Source organism: Nostoc sp. (assembly GCF_036917975.1).
Lineage (GTDB): Bacteria > Cyanobacteriota > Cyanobacteriia > Cyanobacteriales > Nostocaceae > Nostoc.
Genome location: NZ_JBALEJ010000024.1, coordinates 463,960 through 477,236 on the forward strand (window position 1 = coordinate 463,960; position 13,277 = coordinate 477,236).

Below are 13,277 nucleotides of genomic sequence, written 5' to 3' on the forward strand. Positions count from 1 at the left end.
TATTTTACAACAGGGTTTAGGCTGCTATCTCTCTCCTTTGAGGGATGCGTTATGAATTTGTTCGCTTGACTATATTTGACTATGAGATTTGGAACTATACGGTTTGTTTCTTCCTAATTTTGCATAAACTCTGAATTATTGGCTGACTCGATAAATTGGTCTAACCTGACGATAAGTATTAAGTAAGTTCAGAAATTTATTCCCATCAAAATTTATTGGGTCAACTTTTTTACCAGAACGGTCTACTAAACGGTGGGTAGTAATGCGATGGTCTGGAACTTGACTTTGAGCAATTAACCAAGCAAGAGAATGATATTGAGCTTCTGTGTAGCCGCTATGGGTTTGTTGGCTGCTACTGTCATAACTATCTGGAGGTGTTTCTAAAGAAACGTGATAAGCAAAATTATTCACTGATGCCGGCAAAGTCGGGTTAGTCTGCACAGTTTCCACTCCTTCTGGAGTCTCAAAGACAGAGTGAGCTGCACCAAAAGCCCGTTTTTCTGGTGGTACTAAATAAACCACCGTTCCATCTAACTTGACTAAAGCGTGGTAACTTGCTTGCACACCTTCATCGTTATGGGCTACTTGAAAGAAATTAATCGCACTGGAAGCAGAATAACCAGTTTCATGAAGGACGATAATTGGTTGGTTGTGGAGAGGAATGCCGTTCACATCTTTGGTGTAACGTTCTCCATAGTTACTGGGGTCAACGGAAGCAACTTGATAACTAGGTCTGTAGTGTGCAAAAGCTTGAGTGGTTACATACCTTGCTACAGGCTTGTTAATATTGACTGGGGACTTGAGAACACGTTGAGATTTCTTCTCTGGCTCTTTCGCTGATTGGAATTGCACCTGCGGATATTGACTGAAAGCCATAACCGGTGGATTGGATATATGTGATGTTGTCGGATTATTGTGTAATTTTGTCGCTCGTCCAATTATCAGCACTACAACTAAAGCCATAAACATCAGCGAGATTAGTAGCACCCTAGTCGCCCAGTCTTTAAACCTCATTTTTCTAATACCCGTAAAACGGTAGATATTAATTTATAGCTCAACTCGCGTGTCCCTTGTAGAGGCACATTTCTGTAAACCCCTACCGCTTATGGTATCTAAACAGTATCGCTATAATACCTTAATTCTAGTTAAATATACCTTTATAATCCCTGCAATAGTGCTGTTATGAACCATTTAATAAGGATGTTAGACGCGATTCATCGCATCTCTTGTCTTAACCAAACAGTATTGAAGTCTGTCCCTCTCCGAGTCGAAGAGGGACGGTTTTGCGTAGTAAAACCTTCTTAGAGGTTTTTTGATTGAGCAAATTGGGTAGATATTATATGAACAATCGAATTCACGTTAAAATCTAAAATTGGCATCGTCAAGCAAAGCTAGAAAAACCTAGATTCGGTGGAATATCCTGAATCCGGCCAGGCCCGATCGCTCGTAATGCTTCTTTGAGTAAAATATCCCCAGTATACAAGGCACGTCCGACAATCACACCACTTACGCCTTGGGATTCTAATGCCAACAAACTCAATAAATCGGTGAGAGAACTGACTCCACCAGAGGCAATTATCGGGATGGAAATTGCTGCTGCAAGTTCTCGCAAAGCTTCTAAATTCGGACCTGTGAGTGTACCGTCTCGGTGAATATCTGTGTAAATTATGGCGGCTGCACCCAATTCTTGCATTTGTACAGCCAATTGAGTTGCTAAAACTTCTGAGGTTTCTAACCAACCGCGAGTTGCTACGCGTCCGTTACGAGCATCAATACCGATGATAATCTGTTCGGGGAATTCTTGACAGAGTTCTTGCACTAGTTGGGGTTGTTCTACAGCGATAGTGCCGAGAATTGCCCACTGTATGCCTAGATTGAATACTTGTTGCACACTGGTACGATCGCGCAATCCTCCACCAATTTCAATCGGCACTGACACCGCATGAACGATCGCTTCAATTGCCCTCAAGTTTACTACTTTACCTGCTTTGGCACCATCTAGATCAACTATATGCAGTCTGGTAGCACCTTCATCTACCCACTGTTTAGCAACATCAGCAGGATTTTCGCTAAAAACTTGCGAGCGATCGTAGTCTCCCTGATACAGTCGTACACAGTGACCTTCTAGTAAATCAATCGCTGGAATTACGTCCATTTACCTTTTCCTTATAACTTAATGCAATCAAACACTAGTTTTTTATTTTTAATTGCCTAACAGCTTGCCCAAAACCTAGCACCAGCAAGATATTAGAAAGGGTCAAAAATAGTTCTGCACCGCCATGCAACCAATCTACATTGGCTAAAGACTCGCCATAATGCAATTGGGCGTAAATTCCTGCCGGGATGGTGATGGCGACAAAGACGAGAGTGCCATAAAATCCATACAGCGCTAAACGCGGCATTTGCGGACTGCGGCTGATAAACCACAAGAAACCCAAATAGGGAAACAGTGAAAGTGCAAACAGGGTTTCTTTAGAAATCATTGCTCTGATTTAATAGGTTTTGGTTCAACAGTGTTAGCAGATTTGGTAGAACGCCAAATCAAAAACGCCGCAGCCCAAAGCGTAAAATTACCAACTAAAGTCATGGTAGCTTGAAGCGTTACCATCCATTCCAGAGATTCGGCGTTGTCGAAATAATGCCAGGTACAGGCACACATAGCGCTGACTAAAGCTGGTAACATGGCAAGAGATAATCCCCACCAATTGCGGTTATTAGTCAGTTCGCCGTAAGTCCAGATTAACCAAATGGCGACAATCCACTCAATAACACTAGAAATATGAATAATCCAGGTAGGAATCGATAGAACGTGCATAAAAAAGTTAAGAGTTGGGAGTTGTTTCTATAAGAAGAATTCAGGAGTCAGAATTCAGTATGAATTCTGTACGACTGGGTAATGAATATTATTTGTGTAGACGCGGTTTCTAACCGCCCGTTTCGCTAATGCACCCTGCGGTAAGCCTTCGGGTACATGAATTGCCCACGCTTTTTGTAAAGACTATAAACGACAGATATTCTGTATAAAAAAGCTATTAATCTAAAATCCAAAATTTAAAATCCAAAATGGTCAAGATGCGGGCATTATTGTCTGGGTATTACGGTAAAGGGAATGGTGGTGACGAAGCTTTATTGGCAACGCTTTTGCAAATGTTACCATCTCATGTAACGCCTGTGGTGCTTTCGGGGAATCCAGAGGAAACGCGCGATCGCTACAATGTAGAAACCTACGATCGCATGGCTCCTTTACCTGTATTGCAAGCTTTACGCTCTTGCGATGCCTTGATTTGGGGCGGTGGGAGTCTCATTCAAGATATTACTAGTACTATCAGCCCATTTTATTATGGGGGACTGATGGCATTGGCGCAAAAAATGGGTTTGAAAACTGTTGCTTGGGCGCAGGGTATCGGCCCGTTAGTGCGTCCGCAAACTCGTTGGCTGGCACGGCAGAACTTTAGTAATTGTACCAAAATTAGTGTCCGCGATCGCGCCAGTGCGGCTTTATTATCTGATTGGCAAATTCCTTGTATTATAGCTCCTGACCCAGTTTGGGCATTGGAATCGCAACCAGTACCAGGACTTTGGGATTTACCTGCGCCGAGAGTTGCGGTAACGTTGCGATCGCATCCCCAACTTACAGAAACACGTCTAGCAAATTTAACTCGCGCTTTGGTTGACTTTCAAAAAGCCACACAGGCTTTTATTTTATTACTGCCATTTCAAAAAAGTGAAGATTTAAGTATTGCCGAAGCCATTCAGCCACATCTTAAAGATGTCAGCCAGATTTTATGTCTAGAAAATCCGCAACTTTTGAAAGGTGTATTTCGCGGTGTCGAGATGGCAATTGGGATGCGTCTGCACAGCTTAATTATGGCAGCAGCCGAAGGTTGTCGTTGCTTTGCTCTCAGTTATGACCCCAAGATAAATCGTCTCATGGAAGATTTGGAAATACCTGGGTGGGATTTAGCCAGTTTACCAGATGACCCTAATTTTATTAGTCTAGCTTGGATGGAGCATTATGCTAATGGTGAGCCATTATCATCAGAGCAAATAAAATCTTTAGTAGATAGGGCATTAATGCACCGTGAATTATTGAGCCAAGCTTTTGGGACTTCCAAATAAAAAAATATTCCAAAACTGACGCAAAAATCCTCTTAATCTCTCCTCTCTCTGTGTTCTCTGCGTCTCTGTGGTAGCCTACGGCAAGCCGCTCCGCGTCTACGTTTTTTGGGATAATTTATTCCTTGGAAATCCCTTTCTTTGACACTCCTAAGCTCTTTATGCCGCGTAGTTGGATAAAGTCGAGTGCCTTCTTAAACAAAAAAGTGGTTCTGCTAATTGCAGAACCACTAAAGCTTTCGCAAACCTGTTATAAGTTAACGAACTGCTCCTTGATAAGAAATAGTGTCAATTGGTTTCATTAGGTACAGCCGCAATAACTGCCAACCATTGGAGATGTAAAGCGGTAGTTTTTGGAAGAATTGCAGGAATTTGGGAGTATTGGAATTAGCGATCGCACCCAACTTCTCATTATTGCTTATACAAATGTCCAAGCGCTGATAAAATTCTGGATTCTCTACATCCAGCATCAACGGGAACACCCTACCTGCATTCTCGTTGGTCTTCTGAATTACATGGATATCGTATTCTCTTGCATCCAGTCCAAGGGTGGCATAAAAGTCCTTGCGTTGGATGTCATTGAGATACATGGTCGCAAACACCGACAATAGGAAGAACCGACTCCACAGCCGTGCTTTCCAATCATTCAACATTTGCGGCTGAGATTTCATAATCGCATCAAAGAAATCGCCGTGACGGTTTTCATCTTGACACCAGTTTTCAAAGAACCGGAAGATTGGATAAACCCGGTCTTCGGGATGTGTTTCTAAATGGCGATAAATGGTGATGTAGCGCCAATAACCAATTTTCTCAGAAAGATAAGTGGCGTAGAAGATAAATTTCGGTTTGAAGAAAGTATAACTGCGGCTCTTAGTCAAAAACCCTAAATCTAGGGATAGATTAAAGTCCGATAAAGCTTTGTTTAAAAAGCCAGCGTGACGTGCTTCATCCCGTGACATCAGGTTAAAACACTCTGCCAAAACCGGGCTTTTGCCTTTCAAGCGACGACCAAGTTCTTTATACAGTAAAAAACCGGAAAACTCTGCCGTACAAGAACGTTCTAGAAATTCAACGAACAACTTGCGAGTTTCCCCGTCAATATGATCCCAGGATTGTTCAAACTCGGCATCCCGAACAAAGTGGTGGCGGTTGTAGTCAGTGCGAAACTCTTCGAGAATGGCTTGTAACTCGTCTTCGTTGACGGAGATATCCATCCGTGCCATTTCATCAAAATCGGTAGTATAAAACCGAGGTGTTAGCAGGGTTTCTTTTGCCGGGACTTTAATCCCTGGCCGGATTTCTTCAAAGCCTGGTTTTTTGAGGGAATCTACCATGTCTTGATTGCTCTTTCGTCTTTATTATCTTAAGTAGACCTTTTGGGTGACGCTCCTGCGTCTCTACCGCTACGCTAACGGTAGTTCCTCATGGGGAGCCACTGCGGTCTTGGGGTCTCCCCAAGTGGAGCAAGTGGCGTAGGAAACCCCTTTGGCGCTAGCCTCTCCCTGTGGGAGAAGACCGGACTGCCTTACCAGAAAGCCAAGGGTAATTGCTCTGGCAAACCGTAACAGCCCATAATAATCCAATTGTATAAAGTTCAGTCTACCAAGGTGCGGGTTAGAAACTTATAAGCAAAACATTAAGAGTTGCAACAATAATTCAATGTTTGAGGGATCATTAACAATTCAAAATTCAAAATGACGCTCGCAGACTCGCTCTAAGCGAAGCCATGCCGAAGGCTTTACGCTGCGCTAACAAAATTCAAAATTAAAGAAATTTCAGACGGGGATTTAAACCCCGACTGAAATGGGTGCTACATGTAGATTGCAGGTTCTTAAACCCTTTAATTTACGATAATCGCAGATTGGTAGTTAAGCAAAGGTAGTTTTAGCGATCGCCATTCGATTCTTATGATGTTAATAACGATACCTGGGTATGGCAGCAATACTTAAAAAATCCTGTTAGTAATAACTTGAGTCGCATTCTTAACAAGATGCTAGAAAATATTCCCATTCGATGTCAATTTCCATATCCCTAAAGTTGTTGGACTATTAGTCTAAGAACTTTAGAGATATAAAATAGATAGAAATAGAGGGTAGAAAGAAATAGTAAATTAATTTTGTAAATTAAATTAGAAAATTACTAGACAAATAATTCCCTCAACATAGTGGTTCAAATATACTAGTAAAGTCAAATACTAGAAAATTAGTAGAAGTAAAGTGTAACAGGCATGAAACCATTGGAAATACGTGATTCTGTTGATTACCGATATAGCCCAGCAGCAATTGAGGAAAAATGGCAAAAAACATGGGTAGAACTTGGCTTAGATAAAACACCGATAGCTAGCAACAAGCCAAAATTCTACGCTCTTTCCATGTTCCCTTATCCATCGGGCAGCCTACACATGGGTCACGTCCGTAATTATACGATTACCGATGTGATTGCCCGCCTCAAGCGAATGCAAGGGTATCGGGTAATACACCCAATGGGTTGGGATGCCTTTGGCTTGCCAGCAGAAAACGCCGCCATTGACCGTGGTGTACCACCAGCAAAGTGGACTTATCAGAATATGGCTCAGATGCGGCAACAATTGCAGCGTCTTGGTTTATCTATTGATTGGGAATGCGAACTTGCTACCTGTTCACCAGATTATTACAAATGGACACAATGGATTTTCTTGCAGTTTTTGCAAGCGGGGTTAGCTTACCAAAAAGAAGCAGCGGTAAACTGGGACCCCATTGACCAAACTGTATTGGCAAACGAGCAAGTTGATAACGAAGGACGTTCTTGGCGCAGTGGGGCAATAGTTGAGCGGAAATTATTACGCCAGTGGTTTTTCAAGATTACCGACTACGCCGAAGAATTGCTCAATGACTTGCATAAATTGACAGGTTGGCCGGAACGCGTCAAGTCGATGCAGGCAAACTGGATTGGCAAATCTACAGGTGCTTACTTAGAATTTCCCATCATTGGGATAGATGAAAAAATCGCCGTTTACACCACACGTCCAGATACCGTTTATGGTGTCAGCTACCTGGTGTTAGCACCAGAACATCCCTTAACCAAGCGCGTCACGACAAAAGAACAACAAACAGCGGTAGAAGCCTTTATTAAAGAGGTTTCCCATCAAAGTGAGTTAGAACGTACCGCTGAAGATAAACCGAAGCGAGGTATCCCCACAGGTGGTAAGGCAATTAACCCATTTACAGGGGAAGAAGTGCCGATTTGGATTGCTGATTATGTACTGTATGAGTATGGTACTGGAGCAGTGATGGGTGTACCAGCGCACGATGTCCGGGATTTTAAGTTTGCCAAAAATTACAATTTGCCAATTGATTTTGTCATCGTTTCCCCAGATGATGTTGCAGGTTTTGACTTAACTCCCACATCACAGGTTGATGAAGTTACACAACTCATCCAAATTGAATATAACCAGGCATACACTGAACCAGGAATTTTAATTAATTCTGGGGCTTTTACTGGTATGACTTCCACAGATGCGAAACAAGCAATAATTGAATACGCCGAACAACAAGGTTTTGGGAAAGTGCGGGTGCAATATCGCTTACGGGATTGGTTGATTTCACGGCAGCGTTACTGGGGCGCACCGATACCTGTAATTCATTGTCCTAACTGTGGGATAGTTCCAGTACCCGACAAAGATTTACCCGTACAGTTGCCGGAAGAAGTTGAATTTACTGGACGTGGCGGTTCACCTTTGACTCAGTTGGAAAGTTGGGTAAATGTACCTTGTCCAACTTGTGGCACTCCAGCGAAGCGGGAAACTGACACAATGGATACTTTTATTGATTCCTCGTGGTATTTCTTGCGCTTCCCTGATGCTAAAAATGAACAACAGGTTTTCGATTCTAGTAAAATTAATGACTGGATGCCAGTTGATCAGTATGTAGGTGGGATTGAACACGCGATTTTACATTTGTTGTATTCGCGGTTCTTTACTAAAGTACTACGGGACAGAGGGTTACTGAACTTTGACGAACCCTTCCAACGCCTGTTAACTCAAGGTATGGTACAGGGTTTAACTTACCTAAATCCTCATAAGGGTGGTAAAGATAAATGGATTCCTTCTAATCTGGTAAATTCAGCCGACCCGCGCGACCCCCAGACAGGTGAACCGTTGCAACGTCTCTATGCCACCATGTCTAAATCAAAGGGCAACGGTGTAGCACCAGAAGATGTAATTGCCAAATACGGTGTAGATACTGCGCGGATGTTCATCTTGTTCAAAGCGCCGCCAGAAAAAGACTTGGAATGGGATGAAGCCGATGTAGAAGGACAATTCCGCTTTTTAAATCGGGTTTGGCGTTTGGTGACAGATTATATTGCGGCTGGGGTATCCCGTAAGAAAGCCCAACTCTCTGATTTAACTAAAGCAGAAAAAGAATTGCGGCGGGCGATTCACACAGCTATTCAAGCAGTGACGGAAGATGTGGAAGACGAATATCAATTCAATACAGCTATTTCCGAATTGATGAAGTTGAGTAATGCCCTAACTGATGCTGACAGCAAAAATTCACCAATTTACGCAGAAGGTATTCAGACTTTGGTGGTTTTACTAGCACCATTTGCACCACATATTGCTGATGAATTGTGGCATTTATTGGGTGAAAGTAATTCAGTTCATACTCAGACTTGGCCATCATTTGACCCTGATGCTTTGGTAGCTGATGAAATCACTTTAGTGATTCAAGTTATGGGTAAAACTCGCGGCTCGATTCAAGTACCAGCACAAGCAGATAAAGCCGCGTTGGAGAAATACGCCCGTGAATCAGAAATTGCCCAACGTTACATCGAAGGTAAAGAGATTAAAAAGGTTATTGTGGTGCCTGGGAAGTTAGTGAATTTTGTAGTCAGCTAAGAGGATGTTTGTCAAAATTCTTGGTGAAACTGTACAAAATCAGTTAAGACAAGAGACGCCGATTTATCGCGTCTTTAAGATTTATAATTTTCATCAAAAAACCTTAACCGAACGGTATTGGCCTTGATCCTTGATAAATATACCTGGCGATTAGAAATCGCGGCTATACAAACAAAGTCCACCTCCGTGGACTAATACAAAATTAATGGTTTTTAACCTGCGGAGGTAGGTTTTGTCTATGTAGCCGCAATTTCCAATTGCCGAGGCAAGTAATAGAGATGTAACACTTAGGCTATCGTTTAGAAGTTTAAAATATCTAATGATTCTTCTATTTCTAAATCTAATATTTTTTCTCGTGTATCTTTGAGTGCTTCTAGCTTACCTTCTTGACGATAGATATCTGCCGCTTTTTGAAAATCTTCGATCGCTCCTTGTTTATCTGCGATTTCTAAACGAATATTACCCCGATTATAATAGGCATCAGCATAGTTGGAATTAATCTGTATTGCCTGAGTATAATCTTCAATTGCTCCCTCAAAATCTCCTAAATCTGAATGAGCATTACCACGGTTGTAATAAGCATCGGCATAATTAGAATTAATCTGTATTGCTTGAGTATAATCTTCAATTGCTCCCTCAAAATCTCCTAAGTCGGAACGAGCATTACCACGTTTTTTATAAGCTATGGCATCTTGAGGATTAATCTTGATTGCTTGGAGAAATCCCGGTTGAGAGCCTAATAAATAACGAGCAATTCCACGGTTTTTATAAGCATTAGCATAATCGGGGTTAATTTTAATAGCCTGGGTATAATCCTCAATTGCTCCTTGATTATCTCCTGCATGAGAACGAGCTTCAGCCCGATTTTTATAGGCTACGGCAACATTAGGATTAATTCTGATTGCTTGGGTATAATCATTAATTGCTTCTTCTAATCGCCCCAGTTGATAAAGGGCTAAACCTCGTTTATTATAAGATTTAGCATCATGAAGATTCATCTGAATTGCCTGAGAATAATCTGCGATCGCAGTTTCATAATCTCCTATTTGATAGTGAGCTAAACCTCGTTTATAATATACACTAATATCACCATGATTAACTTGTAAAGCTTGATTATAGTTGGTAATTGCATTGGTATATTCTCCTTTTTCAAAATATTCATCACCTAGTTTTACGTAAACTAGAGTTAAATCTTCACCACTATATTCAGGTTTCAAATAAGGTTTGACCACCTGATTTATAGTTGGTTTAGATAAAACTTCCTGTTTCGGGAGATATTTATAAATTGGTGGTTGTTGCCTAGAAGAATTATTTATAGAAGATTGTAATTGTTCTAGATAGCACCCTAAACCACCACCATATAGTAATTGTTCTATCCCAAAAGAAATTTTACCAGTTTTCAACTTAATCATTCGGGTTGGGAGAAAGCCCGCTAAAAAAAGATGATATTCAGATTGTGCTTCACTCACATCCTCTTGAATCAAAATGCAAACTACAACTGCATTTTTCTCAACTTCTTCAGAACTAATTGACCATCTTACTCTGTCAATTCGACCGTGACGAGATTTAACCTCAATACCAATAGATGGGTCAGAAGTCAAGGTAAAATCTATATTGCCATCGCCGCCGAATCGCTTTTCATAATCGACTTCGGTAATAAAATCAGCTAAACGTTCTTTGACAACTTCCTCACCCAACTTCCCTTTAAGATAGCTAATAAAAACATCGCGGACTGGTAAAACACGCTTATATTTTTCAGCCATCTGCCAGCAAAATTCCCGTAGTGCCTTTAACCTTTCTCCAGAGATTACAGTTAATTCACTATATTGACCTTCTGTTTCACAATGAAGCAGACAACCAGATGCTAACCTTTTAATAAAATCAGACTGTAGCGATCGCAGTAGTGTAATCCAGTCCATTGATGTTTCTGCGAATCTTTTAATGAGATTATTCTATTAAAATATCCATTCGGCGTAAACCTTTTAATTAGCTTGGGCGATATTCCCAAAAATTGTTTACTATTTTGCAATCATTCTTAATTTAAATTAATATATCACAATTAGCATTTTACTTAGTACATGTCACTGTAAAAGGGGTTCGGAAATATCGAGGGTTGATGTTGGGTGTCACTTCTCTACGGGACGCTGTTCGCGTTCGTTCCACCTAACCTTGTATCTTAGAAGAAGTATTAGACCGTCCCAACCTTGGTCATATAGACCACCTTGTAGTACGAACGCTACATTTTTGCAACATTTTAGCCTTGCCACGCCAGTAGGCTTTAACAGATAATCACTGCTACGCTAGGGGTGATTCTCTTCTCTTTTCAGGCATGTAAGCTATTCATTAAGATTTATTGCTTATTTTCAGACTTGTTTGTTTATAATCCCCGATTTAATTCGAGGGTTTTTAATTCTGAAAAACTAATTTGTAATTTTGATTTATTAGAATTCTGCTTTTCAATGCAGCCTCAATCATCTTCCCACAATTCGTGATTCAGTAGGTCGATAATTCTATCTCTGAGTAAAAATTCGTTTTTTTCTAACTCAAGTTCAAAATTCACCCAGTCACGATGGGGAATATATTTACAGATGGTATAAATCGGGTGTTGACGGTTAAGAAGTCCCTTTTTAACCAGTTTAAGTGCTTCTTCCTTGATAACCTCGATGTCGTATTTAACAGTAGTATTCATAGGTTGTTCCTTTGTTTTCAATCAAGGAATTAAGAATCAAAACAATACTTGCTTTGACTATCCCTTAAACTTATCAAATAAAATTGGCGAGAATTGTGAAGAATCAAGACATTAATCCTTGTTGGAAATGTAGGTGTGTCAGTAAGAGACTCTTTGTATACTCCTTTAGATAGATGATTACAGAGTCGGAAGCTGAAACAAGAAGCTGTAAACTCCAAAAGAGGATGTAGATGCTCTCTGGGCGACTTGCCAAAAGTAAGCTAGGGTAAAGAACATTGTCTAGATTACTTATACTATGCTCCTGAATCTTGATAAAGTTCGTCAATATTTTCCTGCTTTAGCTGGTGAATGGACTTTTTTTGATAATGCTGGCGGGTCACAAACCCTGAAAAAGGTAGTAGATAGAATTAGCGAATTTCTCTTGAGTTCTGATGTTCAGTTGGGAGCTTCTTATGGGGTTTCTCAACTTGCAGGAGAACGATTGGCTCTAGCAACTAGGGGAATGGCTACTTTCATTAATGCCAATTCTTCTAAAGAAGTGGTCATGGGCCCATCTACTACAATGATGTTGAAAATTCTCTCAATTTGTCTGGGTCAAACCTTTACACCTGGCGATGAAGTGATTGTGACTAATTGTGACCACGAGGCCAATATTGGTGCTTGGGTCGCTCTTGAAAAACAAGGAATTAAGGTTAAAGTGTGGCAAGTTCATCCAGATACTTTGGAACTTCATTTAGCAGATTTAGAACCATTGATGAGTCGTAGCACCAAATTGGTATCCTTGACTCATGCTTCTAATGTTCTGGGAACCATCAACCCGATCAAAGAAATTGCTAGATTTGTACACGATCGCAATGCCATGATTTGTGTAGATGGTGTAGCTTATGCACCCCATAGATTAATTGATGTCCAAGATTTAGATGTTGATTTTTATACTTTCAGTTGTTATAAAGTCTATGGGCCACATCATGCCTTACTTTATGGGAAGGAAGAACATTTATTAAGATTGCCTGGTCTTAACCATTATTTTATTGAGCAGACAGATATACCTTATAAATTTCAGTTAGGGAATGTCAATTTTGAATTAAGTTATGGAATGTTAGGTTTATGTGATTATTTAAGTGAGTTAGCACAATTACACTATGGGAATGAAACAGCACCAGATTTGAGAAATCAAATGGTGCAAGCATTTGATTTAATTAGCATACATGAAGAACATATTAGCGATCGCCTCCTAAATTATCTCAACAGCAAGCCTAATGTGCGAGTGATTGGTCAATCAAGGGCTGACCGTCAAACCCGTGTGCCAACTATATCTTTTGTGGTAGATGGAATCAATAGCTCAACCATTCCGGCAAAAATTGACCAACACTATATAGGAATTCGCTATGGAGACTTTTATGCTAAACGGCTCATTGAATACCTGGGGTTAGCATCCCAAGGTGGAATAGTGCGGGTGAGTATGGTGCATTACAACACCCTTGAAGAAGTTAACAGCTTGATTGAGGCTTTTGAGCAGACATTTTAGCTCCACTTTCTCCATTTTTGGGCAACCCTAAAGCTGAAGCTGGAACCTTTGTGGGAGGGTAGTTTTAG

10 protein-coding genes and 1 pseudogene are annotated in these 13,277 nt (G+C 40.8%); 4 read left to right on the forward strand and 7 right to left on the reverse strand.

Annotated features, from left to right (window positions below; genetic code table 11):
* Positions 1–135 precede the first annotated feature (135 nt).
* The 4 genes from V7K76_RS10490 to V7K76_RS10505 all read right to left on the reverse strand — a co-directional run bounded on the left by V7K76_RS10490 (position 136) and on the right by V7K76_RS10505 (position 2,815).
* The gene (locus V7K76_RS10490) at positions 136–1,014 is read right to left on the reverse strand and encodes a peptidoglycan recognition family protein (RefSeq protein WP_334776615.1); all 879 of its coding nucleotides are present in this window, start codon (positions 1,012–1,014) and stop codon (positions 136–138) included.
* Positions 1,015–1,381: 367 nt separating this feature from the next.
* Complete coding sequence (gene hisA, locus V7K76_RS10495) at positions 1,382–2,155, reverse strand: 1-(5-phosphoribosyl)-5-[(5-phosphoribosylamino)methylideneamino]imidazole-4-carboxamide isomerase (protein ID WP_334776616.1); 774 nt, start codon at positions 2,153–2,155, stop codon at positions 1,382–1,384.
* Between the two features lie 34 nt (positions 2,156–2,189).
* Positions 2,190–2,483 carry a DUF3593 domain-containing protein gene (locus V7K76_RS10500; protein ID WP_334776618.1) on the reverse strand — a complete coding sequence of 98 codons (294 nt, stop codon included), beginning with the start codon at positions 2,481–2,483 and terminating at the stop codon, positions 2,190–2,192.
* Entirely contained in the window at positions 2,480–2,815 is a 336-nt protein-coding gene (locus V7K76_RS10505; RefSeq protein WP_334776620.1) for a DUF2499 domain-containing protein, read from the reverse strand. Before V7K76_RS10505 ends, V7K76_RS10500 begins: the two co-directional genes overlap by 4 nt.
* 248 nt (positions 2,816–3,063) lie before the next feature.
* Between V7K76_RS10505 and csaB the strand changes: the two genes are divergently transcribed.
* Positions 3,064–4,119 carry a polysaccharide pyruvyl transferase CsaB gene (csaB, locus tag V7K76_RS10510; RefSeq protein WP_334776621.1) on the forward strand — a complete coding sequence of 352 codons (1,056 nt, stop codon included), beginning with the start codon at positions 3,064–3,066 and terminating at the stop codon, positions 4,117–4,119.
* A 254-nt stretch (positions 4,120–4,373) separates the two neighbouring features.
* Here csaB and acsF read toward each other — a convergent pair whose 3' ends face one another.
* Entirely contained in the window at positions 4,374–5,450 is a 1,077-nt protein-coding gene (gene acsF, locus V7K76_RS10515) for a magnesium-protoporphyrin IX monomethyl ester (oxidative) cyclase (protein WP_334776622.1), read from the reverse strand.
* A 554-nt stretch (positions 5,451–6,004) separates the two neighbouring features.
* Between acsF and V7K76_RS10520 the strand changes: the two are divergent.
* Both V7K76_RS10520 and leuS read left to right on the forward strand, forming a co-directional pair.
* Positions 6,005–6,130: pseudogene (locus V7K76_RS10520) on the forward strand (serine/threonine protein kinase); the annotation flags it as partial.
* 213 nt (positions 6,131–6,343) lie between these two features.
* On the forward strand, positions 6,344–8,992 hold the full coding sequence (gene leuS / locus V7K76_RS10525; RefSeq protein WP_334776623.1) for a leucine--tRNA ligase: 2,649 nt from the start codon (positions 6,344–6,346) through the stop codon (positions 8,990–8,992).
* Between the two features lie 299 nt (positions 8,993–9,291).
* On the opposite strand, the gene V7K76_RS10530 is transcribed toward leuS, so the two are convergent.
* Both V7K76_RS10530 and V7K76_RS10535 read right to left on the reverse strand, forming a co-directional pair.
* Positions 9,292–10,911: a tetratricopeptide repeat protein gene (locus V7K76_RS10530; RefSeq protein ID WP_334776624.1), complete on the reverse strand. Its 1,620-nt coding sequence runs from the start codon at positions 10,909–10,911 to the stop codon at positions 9,292–9,294.
* 548 nt (positions 10,912–11,459) lie between these two features.
* Positions 11,460–11,681, reverse strand: a complete 222-nt coding sequence (locus V7K76_RS10535) for a DUF4327 family protein (protein WP_334776625.1) — start codon at positions 11,679–11,681, stop codon at positions 11,460–11,462.
* 295 nt (positions 11,682–11,976) lie between these two features.
* Between V7K76_RS10535 and V7K76_RS10540 the strand changes: the two genes are divergently transcribed.
* Positions 11,977–13,209: a cysteine desulfurase-like protein gene (locus V7K76_RS10540; RefSeq protein ID WP_334776626.1), complete on the forward strand. Its 1,233-nt coding sequence runs from the start codon at positions 11,977–11,979 to the stop codon at positions 13,207–13,209.
* Positions 13,210–13,277: the final 68 nt, after the last annotated feature.